General features: G+C 72.0%; 9 protein-coding genes and 1 tRNA gene. 2 read left to right on the plus strand and 8 right to left on the minus strand.

Annotated elements, in window-relative coordinates; translation table 11 throughout:
• Positions 1-26: 26 nt before the first annotated feature.
• Together SCAB_RS07780 and SCAB_RS07785 are read right to left on the minus strand one after the other, a co-directional pair.
• Positions 27-3,935 carry an nSTAND1 domain-containing NTPase gene (locus tag SCAB_RS07780; protein WP_231884912.1) on the minus strand — a complete coding sequence of 1,303 codons (3,909 nt, stop codon included), beginning with the start codon at positions 3,933-3,935 and terminating at the stop codon, positions 27-29.
• Positions 3,936-4,082: 147 nt separating this feature from the next.
• Positions 4,083-4,451, minus strand: coding sequence for a hypothetical protein (locus SCAB_RS07785; protein ID WP_037722710.1), 369 nt, complete (start codon positions 4,449-4,451; stop codon positions 4,083-4,085).
• A 359-nt stretch (positions 4,452-4,810) separates the two neighbouring features.
• Here SCAB_RS07785 and SCAB_RS07790 point away from each other — a divergent pair, with 359 nt between their 5' ends.
• Positions 4,811-6,181 carry a glycoside hydrolase family 43 protein gene (locus tag SCAB_RS07790; protein WP_012999512.1) on the plus strand — a complete coding sequence of 457 codons (1,371 nt, stop codon included), beginning with the start codon at positions 4,811-4,813 and terminating at the stop codon, positions 6,179-6,181.
• A 164-nt stretch (positions 6,182-6,345) separates the two neighbouring features.
• Here SCAB_RS07790 and fusA read toward each other — a convergent pair whose 3' ends face one another.
• The 6 genes from fusA to sucC all read right to left on the minus strand — a co-directional run bounded on the left by fusA (position 6,346) and on the right by sucC (position 15,014).
• Entirely contained in the window at positions 6,346-8,415 is a 2,070-nt protein-coding gene (gene fusA / locus SCAB_RS07795) for an elongation factor G (RefSeq protein ID WP_012999513.1), read from the minus strand.
• A gap of 332 nt (positions 8,416-8,747) precedes the next feature.
• Positions 8,748-10,751, minus strand: a complete 2,004-nt coding sequence (locus SCAB_RS07800; RefSeq protein WP_012999514.1) for a glycosyl hydrolase — start codon at positions 10,749-10,751, stop codon at positions 8,748-8,750.
• Positions 10,752-11,049: 298 nt separating this feature from the next.
• Positions 11,050-11,134: transfer RNA gene (locus tag SCAB_RS07805), tRNA-Leu, on the minus strand.
• Between the two features lie 186 nt (positions 11,135-11,320).
• Positions 11,321-12,886: an aldehyde dehydrogenase family protein gene (locus SCAB_RS07810; protein ID WP_012999515.1), complete on the minus strand. Its 1,566-nt coding sequence runs from the start codon at positions 12,884-12,886 to the stop codon at positions 11,321-11,323.
• Positions 12,887-12,987: 101 nt separating this feature from the next.
• Complete coding sequence (gene sucD, locus SCAB_RS07815) at positions 12,988-13,872, minus strand: succinate--CoA ligase subunit alpha (protein ID WP_012999516.1); 885 nt, start codon at positions 13,870-13,872, stop codon at positions 12,988-12,990.
• Positions 13,873-13,883: 11 nt separating this feature from the next.
• Positions 13,884-15,014: an ADP-forming succinate--CoA ligase subunit beta gene (gene sucC, locus SCAB_RS07820; protein WP_012999517.1), complete on the minus strand. Its 1,131-nt coding sequence runs from the start codon at positions 15,012-15,014 to the stop codon at positions 13,884-13,886.
• 143 nt (positions 15,015-15,157) lie between these two features.
• Between sucC and SCAB_RS07825 the strand changes: the two genes are divergently transcribed.
• Positions 15,158-16,843, plus strand: coding sequence for a thiamine pyrophosphate-binding protein (locus tag SCAB_RS07825; RefSeq protein WP_012999518.1), 1,686 nt, complete (start codon positions 15,158-15,160; stop codon positions 16,841-16,843).
• Positions 16,844-16,848: the final 5 nt, after the last annotated feature.

Consider the following 16,848-nt stretch of genomic DNA (forward strand, 5'->3'; position numbering starts at 1 on the left):
CGCTTCGCCGCGTCCTCAGGTGCTGCTCAGCGGTCCCCGCACTCCGTCGGCTCCGCCCGTACGGGCACTCCGGGCAGCAGGGTGGCGCGTTCCTCGGGTGCGATGCCGAGCCGCAGCCGGCAGATGGCCGCCAGCCGGGCTCCGGGGTCGAGGTCCCACAGCCGTACGGTGCCGTCGGTGCTGCTGCTGGCCACGGTCCGCCCGTCGGGGGCGAAGTCGACGCCCCACACCGCGTTCGTATGACCGGTGAGGGTCGCCCACACCCGCCGTCCGGCGACGTCCCACAGGCGTACCGTGCGGTCGTTGCCGCTGCTGACGAGCGTGCGGCCGTCCGGGCTGAAGTCCACACCGCGTACCGCGCCCGAGTGGCCGGTCAGGGCGGTCTCGAAGCGCCGGTGCCGGACGTCCCACAGGCGTACGGACCCGTCGTTGCCGCTGCTGGCGAGGGTGCGGCCGTCCGGGCTGAAGGCCACCCCCCGCACCGCGCCCGAGTGGCCGGTCAGGGTGGCGCGTTCGCGGTGTGAGGCGACGTTCCACAGACGCACGGTCAGATCGTCGCCGGCGGTGGCCAGGGTGCGGCCGTCGGGGCTGAACGCGACATCGTTGACGAAGTCCTTGTGGCCGTGGAACACGCCGAGCTGGCGGCGCCTCGCCACGTCCCACAGACGCACCGTGTGGTCGGCTCCCGTCGAGGCGAGGGTCCGCCCGTCGGGCGAGAAGGCGACGGAGAAGACCTGTCCTTCGTGCCCGGTGAGCTTCTTCAGTGCCTCGTGCTCCGCGACGTCCCACAGCCGGACCGTGCCGTCGGAGCCGGCCGACGCCAGGGTCCGCCCGTCGGGCGAGAAGGCCACCGAGAACACGGTCTCGGTGTGTCCGCGCAGCGCGGCCACGAGGGCGTGCGTCGCCGCGTCCCACAGCCGTACGGTGTGATCGGCGTCGGCGGTGGCCAGCAGTTTCCCGTCGGGACTGTAGGCGGTCTGCCAGACCTCCGTGAACGGACGGGACGTCAGGACCGCCCCGCCCAGGTCCCACAGGACGACGGACTGGTCGAAACCGGCCGTGGCCAGCAGGGCGCCGTCGGAGGTGACGGCCACCCCGAGGACGTAGTCGGTGTGTCCGGCCAGGACCAGGGTCTGCCGGCCGCTGCGCACGTCCCACAGCCGGGTCGTGCCGTCGCCGACCGCGCCGACGACCGTCGTCCCGTCCGGGGTGAAGACGACGTCGTTGATGTCGTCGCTGCTTCCCGTGAACGTGTCGGTCTGCCGCCCGTCGGCGACGTCCCACAGCCGTACCGTCCGGTCGACGCCGGCGGAGGCCACCGTCCTGCCGTCCGGCGAGAACGCCACGCCCAGCACTTCGTCGGCGTGCCCCTCGAGCGTGTCGGCGACCCGGGCCCGGTCGGTGTCCCACAGCCGGACGTCGCGGTCGGTGCCGGCGGAGGCGAGCGTCCGTCCGTCGGGGGCGTAGGCCAGTGCGTTGACGTCGCCCTCGTGGCCGGGGAGGGTGGCGGTGCGCCGTGGCCGGGTCCCGGTGTCCCACAGCTGGACGTTCCCGTCGGCGGCGGCGACGGCGAGCGTCCCTCCGCGCGGGTCGAAGACGACCGCCCGCGCGCCCTTCGTGGCCTTCGGGAGCGTCCCGGTCCGCCGATGGCCGGTGGTGCTCCACAGGGTCACGGGCCCGTCGGTGGACGTGACCGCGAGCGTACGGCCGTCGGTGCTGAAGGCGACCGAGCGCACGCGTCCGGGCACGGTGAACCGGGCGAGGACGCGGTGGCCGTCGGCGGTCTCGCGCAGGACGACCGTGCCGTCGGAGCTGGCCGTCGCGAGGGTGCGGTCGTCGGGCGCGAAGGCGACCTGGTTGACCGGGCCGCGGTGTCCGGCGAGCCGGGCGGAGAAGGGCTGTGACTGGGTGCTGAGCAGGGCGCCGCGGGCTTCGGCGGTGGGCGCGGTGCGGTAGGACTCCTCCGCGAGGAGCATGGACGCCTCCGGCCGGCCCCCGGCGAGGGACGCGGAGCGCGCGGCGAGGGCCTGGGAGCGGGCGACGCGCTCCTGGTCGAGGGCGCCCGCGCGCTGCTGGTAGGCGAGCCCTCCGGCGGTGACGGCGAGGCCGAGCAGCACGGCGAGCGTGGCGAGCAGGGACTGCCGCAGCCGCACCTGGCGTCTGGCCTGTCCGCGGCGCCCGTCCTCCTCGGCCTGACTGGCCCTCAGGAACGCCTCCTCGTCGGGCGCGAGTCTGCTCCAGCCGTCCGACTCGTCGGCCCAGGCCCGTACGGTGTCGAGGCGGGTGCCCCGGTAGAGGGCGGAGGGGTCGCGCCGCTCGCGCTCCCATTCACCGGCGGCGTGGGAGAGCTGCTGGTGGAGGAGGAGTCCGGCCCGGTCGGCGCGGATCCAGCCGCGGAGCCGGGGCCAGGCGTGCAGCAGTGCCTCGTGGGTGATCTCGACGGTGTCGCTGTCCATGGTGATGAGACGGGCCCGGACGAACGCGTCGAGGGCGGCGGCGGCCCCGTCGGCGTCGCCGAGCCGCGCCATCAGGGCGTCCCGGCTCATCCGGCGGCGGGTCGCCCCGGCTCCGTCCATGACGAGCACCAGCCGGGACAGGATGCGGCGGATGGTCTTCTGTTCGGCGGGATACAGCCGGGCGAAGACGGTCTCGGCGGTGCGGGCGACCGCCCCCTGGATGCCGCCCGCCCGTTCGTACCCGTCGACGGTCAGCGCGCTGTCCCGGCGCCGCTGCCAGGTGGCGAGCAGCGCGTGGGAGACCAGCGGGAGGGCGCCGGAGGGTGTCTCGTCGGAGCCCGCTCCGGAGGCCCCGGGGCCGGTGTCGGGGTCGTCGCGGAGTCCCGCGTCCCGCAACAGCAGCGGGACCAGGCCGGGTTCGAGGGTGAGCCCGGCGAGTTCCGCCGGGCGGGTGATGGACTCGCGCAGTTCCGCCACGGTCATCGGGGACAGCACGAACAGTCCGCCGGTGAAGACGGGGGCCAGCTCGGGCAGGCCCAGACAGCTGCCGGTGAAGTCGGCGCGGACGCCGAGCACCACGACGGCGGGCGGGTGCGCGGACGCGGTCGGCCGGGCGCCGGCGAGGGCGGACAGCACACGGGCGAAGGAGCGGCGTTCGTCCTCGTCCGTGCAGAGGGTGAAGAGTTCCTCGAACTGGTCGACGATCAGGACCGGTCGGGGCGGCGGGGGCCGCCGCTCTCCGGGTGCCTCCGGCGGGGCGGCGGCTGCGGCCTGTACGGCGCCGAGCAGGGTGCCCGGGTCGTCCCGCACCTCCTCGGCGGTCAGACCGAGGTCTCCGCCCAGGGCTTTGGCGGTGCGTTCCAGCAGTTCGTCCAGGGGACGCGCGGTGGGGGTGAGCTGGACCACCGGCCAGCGGTCGGCGCCCGGCATGGGGAGATCGCCGCGGCCGAGCGCGGGGACGAGACCGGCACTGAGCAGCGACGACTTGCCGGCACCGGAGGGAGCGACGAGCATCAGCGGCCCACCGCCCACCCGTTCGAAGATCCGCTCCACGAGTGCGGCCGTGGCACGCTCGCGGCCGAAGAACCACTCCGCGTCCTCGGGGGTGAACGCCGACAGGCCCCGGTAGGGACAGGTCTCGGCGGCCTGCCGCTCGACGGGGTCGGCTTCGGTTGCGGGGTCACCGTCCCGGGGCTGCGTCTGCCGCACCAGCCGCAGCAACTCCCCTTCAGCGCCCAGCACTTGGTCGCACAGCCGGGCGACGTCGACGGTGGGGCGCTTCGCACCGGTCTCGATCTTGCTGAGGTAGCCCTTGCTGTAGTGGGTGCGGCGGGCGAGGTCGGTGAGCGACAGTCCGCGTTCCTGCCGCAGCCTTCGCAGTTGCGCCGGGAAGGACAGCGTGGTCGGCGCGTCCCGGTCCCGTCCGTGATGAGGGTCTGTCTGCTGTCCGTGCAGCGGGTCCCCCAAGGTGTCCCCCAAGGCAGTGCGGCCGTGAGACGGCGGAAACCCAGGTTACTGCCGGGTCGGCGGGGGCAGCCAAGTCTTTCACCCGGAGTGGCGAAAACGCCGCCGTCCGGAACCGCGGGCAGCCGGTTCCGGACGGCGTCGGGAGGACGCTCCGTGGCACTACGGACGGAGGACGATCGAGTTGATGGGCGTGAGATCGCGGTAGAAGGCGTATCCCTCCGGGATGGTCTCGATGCAGTCCCCGCCGTTGTACTGCTTGCACAGGTCCGCGAGGGCGCCGCCGTACTGGTTGTTGTAGACCCAGTGGTACCCGACCTGGTTGCTCAGGTTGTGGGCCTTGTAGCTGTAGTACACGTTGGTCGGGTGCGGGTTGGCTGTCGGGTCGACGCCCTGGCCATAGATGCAGACCGCGCCGTACGGGCAGCCGTCCCAGGTGTCCGCCGGCTTGGCCTCGGCCGTGCCGCTGAGCGCCACCATCGCGGCCGCCGAGGTCAGAAGCGCGACGGCGCCACGGATCATGTTGCGCATGTTTCCCCCTTGCTGGTTCTCACCGGCTGTTCTCACTGGCTTCCCACGTGGTCCCGCGGGCCCAGCCCGGTGCTGACGACCTCAGGATCGCCCTCCTGCCCACCGGGGTCGACGAGTTGCCTGTTGCCCTCCTGTGAGCCGTCCGGGAAACCGGCCCTGAACTGGGGAAACGCCTGACCGGAGGCAACACGGTCACATCGTGCGACGAAAAAGCGGAACCTCACCTCGCACAAACCCTGCGCGATCCATTGACGCGAACATGCCCCCCTCTTATCTTCTGATCGAACTTCCGCACAAGAGCCGACATTTCGAACAACATCCCACGCCTCAGGGCAGTTCGCGCACAGACGGGACGAGCGTTGAACACAACCCGCAGGGCGGTCATCGCCCTCCTCACCTCGGTGGCCGCCCTGCTGGGCCTCACCACCGCCGTCGCCTCCCCGGCCGGAGCCGCCCACCCGGCCGCCGGGCAGGCGACGCGCTACACGATGACCGCGTTCACGAACAGCAGCGAGTCGAACATGTACGTCTACGACTCGCCCGACGCGACCGGCTTCACCCTCCGGAAGGGCCCCGCGTACACCCCGCCCTCCGGTCTGATCCGCGACCCCAGCATCTTCAAGCACACGGACGGCTACTACTACCTGACGTACACCACCCGCACCTGGTCGGCGCTCTCCACCACCATCGGCTTCGCCCGCTCCACCGACCGCCTCAACTGGACCTTCCTGTACGACTACACGGTCCCGATCAGCGGTCTGCAGCGCGCCTGGGCACCCGAGTGGTTCGTCGACACCAACGGCAGCGTCAACATCATCCTGTCGGCGTCGGTCGCCGCCGACGGCGAGTACATCTTCAAGCCGTACAAGCTGACGGCGACGAACTCCGCGCTCACCGCGTGGTCGGCGCCCACCCGGCTCTCCGGCATCGGCCCGAACTACATCGACACTTTCATCGTCAAGATCGGCTCCACCTACCACGCGTTCACCAAGAACGAGACGACGAAGTACATCGAGTACGGCACCGCCTCCAGCCTCACCGGCCCGTACACCATCACGAAGACGGGCAACTGGGCGGGCTTCGGCTCCGGGATGGAGGGCCCGGCCCTGGTCCAGCTCGACAACGGCGGCTGGCGGATCTACTACGACGCGTACGGCGCCGGGAAGTACTGGTACAGCGACAGCTACGACAACTTCGCCACCTGGTCGGCCCCGACCGAGCTCCCCGGCCTCACCGGCTTCGTACGGCATCTGACGGTCCTCAAGGAGACGGTCTCCGGCGGGGTCACGCTGCCGGTCAACACCACCCGGTCCCTGCAGTCCGTCAACTTCACCGGCCGCTACGCCGTGGCGCGCTCCGACAACCTCGGCTACGTCGACCCGGTGACGTCCTCCAGCACCACGGCGGTCAAGCAGAGCGCCACGTTCACGGTCGTGCCCGGCCTCGCGGACGCCAACTGCTACTCCTTCCGCACCTCCACCGGCCGCTATCTGCGCCACTGGGACTACCGCATCCGGTCCGACGCGGACGACGGCACGACCGTGTTCGACAAGGACGCCACGTACTGCGCCCGCCCGGGCACGGCCTCCGGCTCGGTCCGGCTGGAGTCGTACAACTACCCCGGCCGCTACATCCGCCACTACAACTACGAACTGCGCCTGGACACCTACGAGGCCACGGACACCTTCCGCACCGACAGCAGCTTCACGGCGGTGAGCCCCTGGGCCTGACAGCACCGATCGAAGCCCCCGCGCCCCCGTCTTTCAGGGGCGCGGGGAACTGCGCGAGAACCCCCACCGAACCCGCACTGTGGGGGTCAAAGGGGCGCAGCCCCTTGGCGATGGGACGGGTAGGGGCGGCGGGGGCGAGAGAAACTCCCACCCCCGCCCTCCCCCTAACTCACCCGCACACCCCCCGGCGCGGGCGCGTACCCGGCCGGCCGCGCCGTGAACGTCCCCCGCCCCTGCGTCCGGCTGCGCAACCGCGTCGCGTAGCCAAACAGCTCAGCCAACGGCACGGTCGCCGTCACGACCACCGACCCGCCCCGGGCCACGGAGTCCGACACCCTTCCCCGCCGCGCGGCGAGATCCCCGAGCACGCCCCCCACGGCATCCGCGGGCACGGTCACCGTGACATCGGCGACGGGCTCCAACAGCCCCATCACCGCCGCCCGCATGGCTTCCCGGAGCCCGAACCGCCCGGCCGTACGGAACGCCATCTCCGAGGAGTCCTTGGAGTGGGTCGCCCCGTCCGTCAGGGTGACGCTCAGCCCGGTCACCGGATGACCGCCGAGCGGCCCCTCGGCGAGCGCGTCACGACACCCGGCCTCGACCGCGCGCACGTACTCCTGCGGCACCCGGCCGCCGACGACGGTCGAACGGAACACGAAGCCCGTCGCGGCACGGTCCCCCTCCGCCTCCAGGGGCGCCACGTCGAGGACGACATGGGCGAACTGCCCCGCCCCGCCGTCCTGTTTGACGTGCCGATAGACCAGACCGGACACCCCGCGCACGATCGTCTCGCGACAGGCCACCCGCGGCCGGCCGACGGCGACGTCGAGCCCCTGGCTCCGGCGGACCTTCTCCACCGCCACCTCCAGATGCAGTTCGCCCATCCCGGACAGCAGGGTCTGGCCGGTCTCGGGATCGGTCCGCACGACCAGCGAGGGGTCCTCCTCGGCCAGCCGTGCGAGAGCCGTCGCGAGCCGGTCGGTGTCGGTGCTCCGCCGCGCCTCGACGGCCACCGACACCACCGGGTCGGCCACGGACGGGGGTTCGAGGAGCAGCGGCGCCGCCGGCGCGCACAGGGTGGTCCCCGCGCGGGCCGACTTCAGCCCGACGACCGCGACGATGTCCCCGGCCGTCGCGTGGTCCAGTTCGGCGTGCCGGTCGGCCCGCACCCGCAGGATCCGCCCGATCCGCTCGGTGCGCCGCGTGCCCGCGTCCAGCACGGTGTCCCCCTTCCTGATCGTTCCCGAGTACAGCCGCAGATAGGTCAGCCGTCCCGTGGCCGTGGCGCTCACCTTGAACGCCAGCGCCGCGAGCGGCTCGGCCGCGTCGGCGGCACGCTCCTCCTCGGTGCCGTCGTGCGTCCCGCGTACGGGCGGTACGTCCAGCGGCGAGGGCAGGTACGCCACGACCGCGTCGAGCAGCGGTTCGATGCCGCGGTTGCGGTAGGCGGAGCCGCACAGCACGACCACGCCCTCACCCGTGCGGGTCAGGTCGCGCAGCGCGTCCGCCAGCGTCCGCGCGGAGAGCGTGCCCCGCGCGCAGAACTCCTCCAGCGCCGCCGGATGCAGTTCCGCCACCGCCTCCTCCAGGAGCCGTCGGCGCCGTTCCGCCTCGTCCCGCAGGGCCTGCGGGACCGGGCCCTCCTCGGCCGTGCCGCCGTCGTCGTCCGTCCAGACATGCGCCCGCATCCGGAGCAGATCCACCACACCTGTGAACCCGTCCTCCGCGCCGATCGGCAACTGCGCCACCAGCGGCGCCGGATGGAGCCGCTGCCGGATCGACTCGACGGCGGTGTCGAGGTCGGCGCCCGCGCGGTCCAGCTTGTTGACGAAGGCGATGCGCGGGACGCCGTGCCGGTCTGCCTGCCGCCACACCGACTCGCTCTGCGGCTCGACGCCGGCGACCGCGTCGAACACGGCGATCGCGCCGTCGAGCACCCTGAGCGAACGCTCCACCTCGTCGGCGAAGTCGACGTGGCCGGGGGTGTCGATGAGGTTGATCCGGTGCCCGTCCCAGGCGCAGCTCACGGCTGCCGCGAAGATGGTGATCCCGCGATCGCGCTCCTGGGAGTCGAAGTCGGTGACGGTGGTGCCGTCATGGACCTCCCCGCGCTTGTGCGTGGTCCCGGTGGCGTAGAGGAACCGCTCGGTGACGGTGGTCTTGCCGGCGTCGACGTGGGCGAGGATGCCCAGGTTGCGGACGGCGGTCAGAGGGTTGGTGACGGTGCTGCGCATGGCCCGTGGCCTTTCAGCTGAGCTGTTTCGGGGCAGCGCGATTCCCGTACGGGCACGGCGGACGGCGGGAACGTGCGCGCGGACGGAGCTGTCGCTCCGTCCGCGCAAAGGAATTCGACGTCAGGCGTGCGTCACGGGCATCCGGTACCGGCCGCGCAGCGGGCACCGGACGGACGAGGACACGAGGATCACCTCGTACAGGGAACGGGGAACGACGACGGCGGTGCGGTCGCACATGGCCGGGCTCCCCTCTCTCGTCACTTGGTGGGGTGAGTCTAGGGACGGTGAGGGGGCCGGGTCACCGCATTTTCCGTGCGCCGTGTCGTCCGGAGTCACTCGGCCCGGACGGCGTCCACGTACACGACCCCCTTGGTCACCGTCTCGCTGGCCCGGCCGAGGTACAGGTTGAACCCCGTCACCTTCGCCAGCCGGGCCGCGTCGAGCACGGCGCCGGCGTTGCCGGTGTCCCAGGGAGCGGGCCCGAACTCGCCGAAGGGGGCCCTGAGTTCCCGCCCGCTCGTGTCGTCCAGCGCAAAGCGGTACTGGAACGGGATCCCGTCGGCGACGATCTCCAGCGCCCCGGCGTTCTCCGACCCGTCGCCGCGCAGCCACAGCGCCAGGGAGGTGAAGGCGGACCAGTCCGCGACGACCGGCCTGCCGATGCCGGTGAACTCCGCGGCGGTGAAGTCGTAGGCGTAGGCCAGCCCGTAGGAGCCGGAGGACTTGTGCTCGCGCGACAGGCCGAGCGTGTGGGTGTTGAGGTGGGTGTACGCCTCGCCGAGGGCGACGTCGTCCCCGGCGTACCCCTCGAAGTCGTCGATCCAGCCTGCGGGCAGGGGGGCGGCCTCGCCGAGGAGGACGACGGCGGAGTCGGTGAGCGTCTCGCCGCCCGCCCGTGCGCGGACGGTGAGGGTCGCCGAGCCCTTCCTCCGCAGGGCCGGGCCGATCGACCAGACGCCCGAGTGATAGCCGTCGGCGTCCAGGCGCAGGCGTCTGGCGGGTCCGCCGTCCACGGAGTAGGTGACCCGGCTCGCCCGCGCGGGCGTGACCCGCACCCGGACGGTGGTCCTGGCGGCCGTCACCCGCTGCCGGTCCGTGGGGGTCACCAGATGGAGGGACGGGCCGTTCCTGACAGCGGTGGTACGCGCGGCGAACACGCCTCGCACATCGGCGGCGAAGAGGGTGAAGGGATCCTGGTGGAACCGGACGAAGTCCGGCAGCAGGGCGTGACCCGGGTACGGCACGTAGGCGCGCTTGGTGCCGCCGAAGTTGGCCCAGGTGGCCATGTAGGTCACCTGACGGGCCAGCGGGTCCGCCTCGACGGCCCGCAGCAGCCGGGTGAACCACTGCGGGTCGCGGATCTCGGTGCCGCTCTCCCCGAACTCGGTGAAGGCGGGCACCTTGCCCCGCTCGTTCGCGAGCCGGACCACCATCGCCAGGTCCCGCACCAGACCGTCCAGCCAGGGGGTCGGTCCGGCGCCCTCGTCGTAGGAGTCGTAGCCGAGGACGTCGACGAACCGGTCGCCCGGGTAGGTGCGCAGGTACGCGGCCGGGTCGCCGCCGAGGCTCGCGTTGGGCGAGTAGGCGTAGAGCAGGTTGTGGACGCCCTTGACGTCGCGCAGGTACTCCACGGTGTAGCGGAACAGTTCGATGAACTCGCCCGAGGTGGTGTGACCGGCCCCCCACCAGAACCAGCCGCCGTTGTTCTCGTGGAAGGGGCGGAAGATCACCGGGATGAGGGTGCCGTCCGGGCGCCGGGCGCCCTTGACCGCCTTCGCGACGCGGTCCAGGAAGCGGTTGAAGCGGGCGTGCTTCGCCCCTCCGGGAAGGATCTGGCCGACGACGCGGCCCCTGGTGTCGTAGAAGTCCTTGCCGGTGACGAAGTTCGGCATGTGGGCGCTGAGGGTGTTGATCCCGCCGCGGGCGTCGCCCTGCCGGATGCACCGGCTGAGCGCGGCGATGTTCTCGGCGTCGGTGGCGTCCTCGGTACCGGGGCGCTCGTCGCCGTCGAGGACGAGGGTGTCCCAGCCGAAGACCGCGGGGTAGTCGCCCACCGCCGCTCTGGTGTCGGACGCCCTGCCGTCGGGTGTGGTGAAGGTGAAGCCGTAGGTCAGGTCGTGCTGGTGCCCGAACAGGATGCCCCTGCCCCGCTGCCGTCTCAGGTACGCGAACAGGGCTCGGGTGGCGGGGGTCGCCCTGTCGTCGACGATCCTGACCGGCGTCGGTGTGCCGGGGACCGCCGCGGGCGCGGCCACCGAGGTCCGGGTCCCGGCAGCCGCGGCGACGGCGGCGCCCAGGAGGACGAACGTACGGCGATTCAGGGGAGAGCTGGGCATGCGGTCTCCTGTGACGTGCTCGGCTGCCGGCACGGCAGCGGTGGGGGAGGGCGCCGATGTCCTGCACGCGCGGAGCCCGTCGGCCACGTGCGTCGCATGGGAGGCGTGTGGTTCAAGTGACGCTATTTGACTAGAGGTTGAGAAGAAACGAAAGAGGCCGGGTCGATCTGCCGGAGGCCGTCGGCGGCGGCGCGGGGCACGAGGCGCGCGCCACGGGGGGCACGGGCGCGGCCGGGGACACGAGAAGGGCCCCGACCGTCCCGGTCGGGGCCCTTCTCACGTGTGTCGCCGTAGCGAGTGTCCGAGGGGGGACTTGAACCCCCACGCCCGATAAAGGGCACTAGCACCTCAAGCTAGCGCGTCTGCCATTCCGCCACCCGGACCAGGTGTCTGCCGCCTGGCCAGGGGTTTTCCCGGTGGCGACAGGGACAACAATACCAAGGTTTCGGAGCGCCCTTCACCTGCGTTTCCGCCCGCGGGTCCGGGTCCCGGGCGGGGCCGTGCGGGTCTCGGCGAGCGGACCCGCACGGCCTCACCCCATGTGTGCGGAACGTGACGAACCGGCCACGTCAGGCCGCGGACGGCATGAGGTGGTACTCGGGGAAGTTCCCCGGCAGCCGCTCCCCCGCCGGACCGCGAGTGACGGCCTTGACCAGCAGGTCACCGCCGACGAAGGCACCGCGCCAGGACGCGCCGAAGCCGCCGAACAGCTCGTCGCGGTCGCCGCGCGAGCGGGGTGTGCCGTGGCCGACCTTGAACGCCCGGATCTGGGGTGCCAGCCGCTCGTACGTCGCCCGGTCGTCGGTGGAGAGGGTGGCGACCAGCGCACCGTTGGAGGCGTTCATGGCGGCGAGGAGTTCGGCCTCGGTGTCGACCAGGACGATCGTGTCGACGGGGCCGAAGGGTTCCGCGTGGTGGAGCGGGGAGGAGGCGGGCGGATCGAGGAGGGTGACGGGCTGGACGTAGGCACCGGTGTCCTGGCCGGGCAGGAAGCGCGCGTCGGAGGGTCTGCCCCGGTGCAGCGGGACGGCGCCCCGGTCGACGGCCTCGGCGACCTGGTCGGCCAGTTCCTTGGCCTTGGCCGCGTTGATGACGGGACCGAGGTCCAGCGTCGGGTACGGGTCGTCGGGGTGCTCCACCGCCAGGGGGTGGCCGATCCGGAGGGTGCGGACGGCCGGGAGGTAGGCGGCGAGGAACTCGTCGAACAGGTCGCGCTGGACGACGAAGCGCGGGTACGCGGTGCAGCGCTGTTTGCCGTAGTCGAAGAGTTTGGGGACGACCGCGGAAAGGGTCTCCCAGTCGGTGTGGTTCCAGATGCCCCAGGTGTTCAGCCCCTCCTGTTCCAGGACGTGGCGTTTGCCCAGGTCGGCGACCGCGGTGGCCACGGCGGCGCCGGTGTCGCGGCCGCCGACGAAGGAGACGCAGCCGATCTCGGGGGCCCGGACCAGCGCCTGCGACAGCTCGCGCCCGCTGCCGCTGACGAGGGTGACGGGGAGGCCCTCCCGGGCTGCGAGGGCGGTGGCCAGGGTGAGGCAGGCGACGCCGCCGTCGGTGGGGGTCTTGGCGATAACCGCGTTGCCCGCCAGCGCCTGGACCAGCATCGCGTGGACCAGGACGCTCATCGGGTAGTTCCAGCTGGCGATGTTGGAGACCGGGCCGTCGAGGGGGACGCGGCCCTCGACCATGGGCTCGATGCCGTCGACGTACCAGCGGACGCCGTCGATCGCACGGTCCACGTCGGCCCGCGCGAGCCGCCAGGGTTTGCCGATCTCCCAGACGAGGAGCAGGGCGAGCAGTTCCCGGTGCTGGGCGAGGGCGTCGAGGGTGGCGGCGACCCGGGCGCGGCGTTCGCCGAGGGGGACGTGGCGCCAGGCCCGGTGCTGGTCGAGGGAGGCTCTGACCGCCGCATGGGCGGTGGTGCCGTCCAGGCGGGGCGGGCCCGCGACGGGGCTGCCGTCGACGGGGCTGGTGGCGGCCAGGGCGCGGCCGTCGGCCCGCCAGGCGGCGCCCCAGTGGTTGAGGACACGGTCGTCCCGGAAGGCTTCGGGGGCGACGGCCAGACAGCGCCGCCAGGCGTCGGTCCAGGCCGTGCCGGACTTCAGGGTGAGGGTGGGTGTGGCGGTGGGTGGTGCCATGGGGTTCTCCGCTCTCGGTGCACAGTCGGGGGCGGGGTGCGCGGTGGCCGGCGGGGCTGCCGTCGGCGGGGTTGTTGCCGGTGGTGCTGTCGCCGGTGGGGTCAGCCCTCGGACTCCAGGGCGGCGAGCACCAGCCGGGCCGTCTCCGTGGGGGTGCCGCCGACCCGTACCCCGACCGCCTCCAGCGCCTCCTTCTTGGCCTGCGCGGTGCCGGAGGAGCCGGAGACGATCGCGCCGGCGTGGCCCATCGTCCTGCCCTCGGGGGCGGTGAAGCCGGCGATGTAGCCGACGACCGGCTTGGTGACGTGGTCGCGGACGTACGCGGCGGCCCGTTCCTCGGCGTCGCCGCCGATCTCGCCGATGAGGACGATCAGTTCGGTGTCGGGGTCGTCCTGGAAGGCGGCCAGGCAGTCGATGTGGGTGGTGCCGACGACGGGGTCGCCGCCGATGCCGACGCACGTGGAGAAGCCGGTGTCGCGGAGTTCGTACATGAGCTGGTAGGTGAGGGTGCCGGACTTGGAGACCAGGCCGACGCGTCCCGGCTTGGTGATGTCGGCGGGGATGATGCCGGCGTTGGACTGGCCGGGGGTGATCAGGCCGGGGCAGTTGGGGCCGACGATCCGGGTGCCCCGGGACCGCGCGTACGCCGTGAAGGCGACGGAGTCGTGGACGGGGATGCCCTCGGTGATGACGACGGCGAGGCCGATGCCGGCGTCGGCGGCCTCGACGACGGCCGCTTTCGCGAAGGCCGGCGGGACGAAGACGACGGTGACGTCGGCGCCGGTGGCCTCGATGCCCTCGGCGACCGAGCCGAAGACGGGGACGGCCCGCTCGTCGAAGTCGACGGTGCGGCCGGCCTTGCGGGGGTTGACGCCGCCGACGACGTTCGTGCCGGCCGCGAGCATGCGGCGGGTGTGCTTCATGCCCTCGCCGCCGGTCATGCCCTGGACGAGGACCCTGCTCTCCTGGGTGAGGTAGATGGCCATGTCCGGGCTCCTCAGTTCGCGTGGGCGAGGTCGGCGGCGCGGCGCGCGGCACCGTCCATGGTGGTGGCCTGGTGGACGAGTGGGTGGGCGCGGGTGTCGAGGATCGCCCGGCCGCGTACGGCGTTGTTGCCGTCGAGACGGACGACCAGCGGCTTGGTCAACCGCACGCTGTCCAGGGCCCTCACGATGCCCTCGGCGACCGCGTCGCAGGCGGTGATCCCGCCGAAGACGTTGACGAGGACGGACTTCACGGCCGGGTCGGAGAGGATGACGGAGAGACCGTCGGCCATGATCCGGGCGGAGGCGCCGCCGCCGATGTCGAGGAAGTTGGCGGGACGGGCACCGCATCCGGCGACCACGTCGAGGGTCGACATGACGAGTCCGGCGCCGTTGCCGATGACCCCGACCTCGCCTTCCAGCTTCACGTAGTTGAGGCCCTTGGCGGCCGCCGCCGCCTCCAGCGGGTCGTCGTGCGCGAAGCCCTCGTCGCCCCAGCGGCTCTGCCGGAAACCCGCGTTGTCGTCGAGGGTGACCTTGCCGTCGAGGGCGAGGATGCGGCCCTGTGCGGTACGCACGAGCGGGTTGACCTCGACGAGGAGCGCGTCCTCGCGGGTCAGCACCTGCCAGAGCCGCATGAGGACGTCGACGCTCTGCGGGGGCAGACCGGCCGCCTCGGCGATCTCGGACGCCTTGGCGGAGGTGACGCCCTCGGCGGGGTCGACCGGGATGCGGGCCACCGCCTCGGGCCGGGTGGCCGCCACCTCCTCGATGTCCATGCCGCCCTCGGCCGAGGCGATCGCGAGGAAGCCGCCGGCCGCGCGGTCGAGGACGTAGGAGACGTAGAACTCGCTCTCGATCGCGACGGGTTCGGCGATCATCACCGTGCGGACGGTGTGGCCCTTGATGTCCGTGCCGAGGATCTGCCGTGCGGTCAGTTCGGCGGCGGCGGGGTCGGCGGCGAGCTTCACCCCGCCCGCCTTGCCGCGTCCGCCGGTCTTCACCTGTGCCTTGACGACGACGCGTCCGCCCAGCCTGCGGGCGATCTCGCGGGCCTCCTTGGGCGAGTCGGTGACCTCGGCCCGCGGGACCGCGATGCCGTGTTCCTCGAAGAGTGCTCGTGCCTGGTGCTCGAAAAGGTCCATTCCGGCTCCTGACTCAAAAGTGCCGCACGCCCCCTGGACACCACCCAGGGGATGCGGGATAACAAGGTTCATACAGTATTCGTCGACTGTATGCAATCAACCGCGAGAGCGCTCCAACCCCTACGAAGGGACAGGACTTCGCCATGCCCGACGGCAACAGCCAGGAACTCATCTCCGGTGGTCACCTCGTCGCCAAGGCACTCAAGGCCGAGGGTGTGGAGGTCATCTACACCCTGTGCGGCGGCCACATCATCGACATCTACGACGGCTGCGTCGACGAGGGCATCGAGGTCGTCGACGTCCGCCACGAGCAGGTCGCCGCCCACGCCGCCGACGGCTACGCCCGGATCACCGGCAAGCCCGGCTGCGCGGTCGTCACCGCCGGTCCCGGTACGACCGACGCCGTCACCGGCGTCGCCAACGCCTTCCGCGCGGAGTCCCCGATGCTGCTGATCGGCGGCCAGGGCGCGCACACCCAGCACAAGATGGGGTCCCTGCAGGACCTGCCGCACGTCGACATGATGACGCCGATCACCAAGTTCGCGGCGACCGTGCCGGACACGGCCCGCGCCGCCGACATGGTCTCGATGGCGTTCCGCGAGTGCTACCACGGCGCCCCCGGACCCTCCTTCCTGGAGATCCCGCGTGACGTCCTCGACGCCAAGGTGCCCGTCGAGAAGGCCCGCGTGCCCAAGGCCGGCGCCTACCGGGCCTCGACCCGCTCGGCCGGCGACCCCGAGGCCGTCGAGAAGCTCGCCGACCTGCTGGTGCACGCGGAGAAGCCCGCGATCCTGCTGGGCAGCCAGGTGTGGACCACGCGGGGCACCGAGTCCGCGATCGACCTGGTGCGCACCCTCAACATCCCGGCCTACATGAACGGCGCGGGACGCGGCACCCTGCCGCCCGGCGACCCGCACCACTTCCAGCTCTCCCGCCGCTACGCGTTCTCCAACGCCGACGTCATCGTCATCGTCGGCACGCCGTTCGACTTCCGCATGGGTTACGGCAAGCGGCTGTCGCCGGACGCGACCGTCGTACAGATCGACCTCGACTACCGGACCGTCGGCAAGAACCGCGACATCGACCTCGGGATCGTCGGCGACGCGGGCCTCGTCCTCAAGTCGGTGACCGAGGCGGCCTCCGGGCGGATCAACGGGGGCGCGTCGCGGCGCAAGGAGTGGCTGGACGAGCTGCGCGCCGCCGAGCAGACCGCCATCGAGAAGCGGCTGCCCAGCCTGAGGTCGGACGCCTCGCCGATCCACCCCTACCGGCTGGTCAGCGAGATCAACGAGTTCCTGACCGAGGACTCGATCTACATCGGCGACGGCGGCGACATCGTCACCTTCTCCGGCCAGGTCGTCCAGCCCAAGTCACCCGGCCACTGGATGGACCCGGGCCCCCTCGGCACGCTCGGCGTCGGCGTCCCCTTCGTGCTCGCCGCCAAGAAGGCACGGCCCGACAAGGAAGTGGTGGCCCTCTTCGGCGACGGCGCCTTCTCCCTCACCGGCTGGGACTTCGAGACACTCGTCCGCTACGACCTCCCCTTCGTCGGGATCATCGGCAACAACTCCTCGATGAACCAGATCCGTTACGGCCAGAAGGCCAAGTACGGCGAGGAGCGCGAGCGGATCGGCAACACCCTCGGCGACGTCCACTACGACAAGTTCGCCCAGATGCTGGGCGGTTACGGCGAGGAGGTCCGCGACCCCGCCGACATCGGCCCCGCGCTGCAGCGCGCCCGTGAGTCCGGCAAGCCGTCGCTCATCAACGTCTGGGTCGACCCGGACGCGTACGCCCCCGGAACCATGAACCAGACGATGTACAAGTGAGGTGG

The organism is Streptomyces scabiei 87.22, from assembly GCF_000091305.1.
Taxonomy (GTDB): Bacteria; Actinomycetota; Actinomycetes; order Streptomycetales; family Streptomycetaceae; genus Streptomyces; species Streptomyces scabiei.

Coding starts and splice junctions, on each gene's coding strand:
- SCAB_RS07785 (WP_037722710.1), bottom strand. CDS start 4,451: ATGCGCAACATGATCCGTGGCGCCGTCGCGCTTCTGACCTCGGCGGCC.
- fusA (WP_012999513.1), bottom strand. CDS start 8,415: ATGCGCAGCACCGTCACCAACCCTCTGACCGCCGTCCGCAACCTGGGC.
- SCAB_RS07800 (WP_012999514.1), bottom strand. CDS start 10,751: ATGCCCAGCTCTCCCCTGAATCGCCGTACGTTCGTCCTCCTGGGCGCC.
- SCAB_RS07810 (WP_012999515.1), bottom strand. CDS start 12,886: ATGGCACCACCCACCGCCACACCCACCCTCACCCTGAAGTCCGGCACG.
- sucD (WP_012999516.1), bottom strand. CDS start 13,872: ATGGCCATCTACCTCACCCAGGAGAGCAGGGTCCTCGTCCAGGGCATG.
- sucC (WP_012999517.1), bottom strand. CDS start 15,014: ATGGACCTTTTCGAGCACCAGGCACGAGCACTCTTCGAGGAACACGGC.
- SCAB_RS07825 (WP_012999518.1), top strand. CDS start 15,158: ATGCCCGACGGCAACAGCCAGGAACTCATCTCCGGTGGTCACCTCGTC.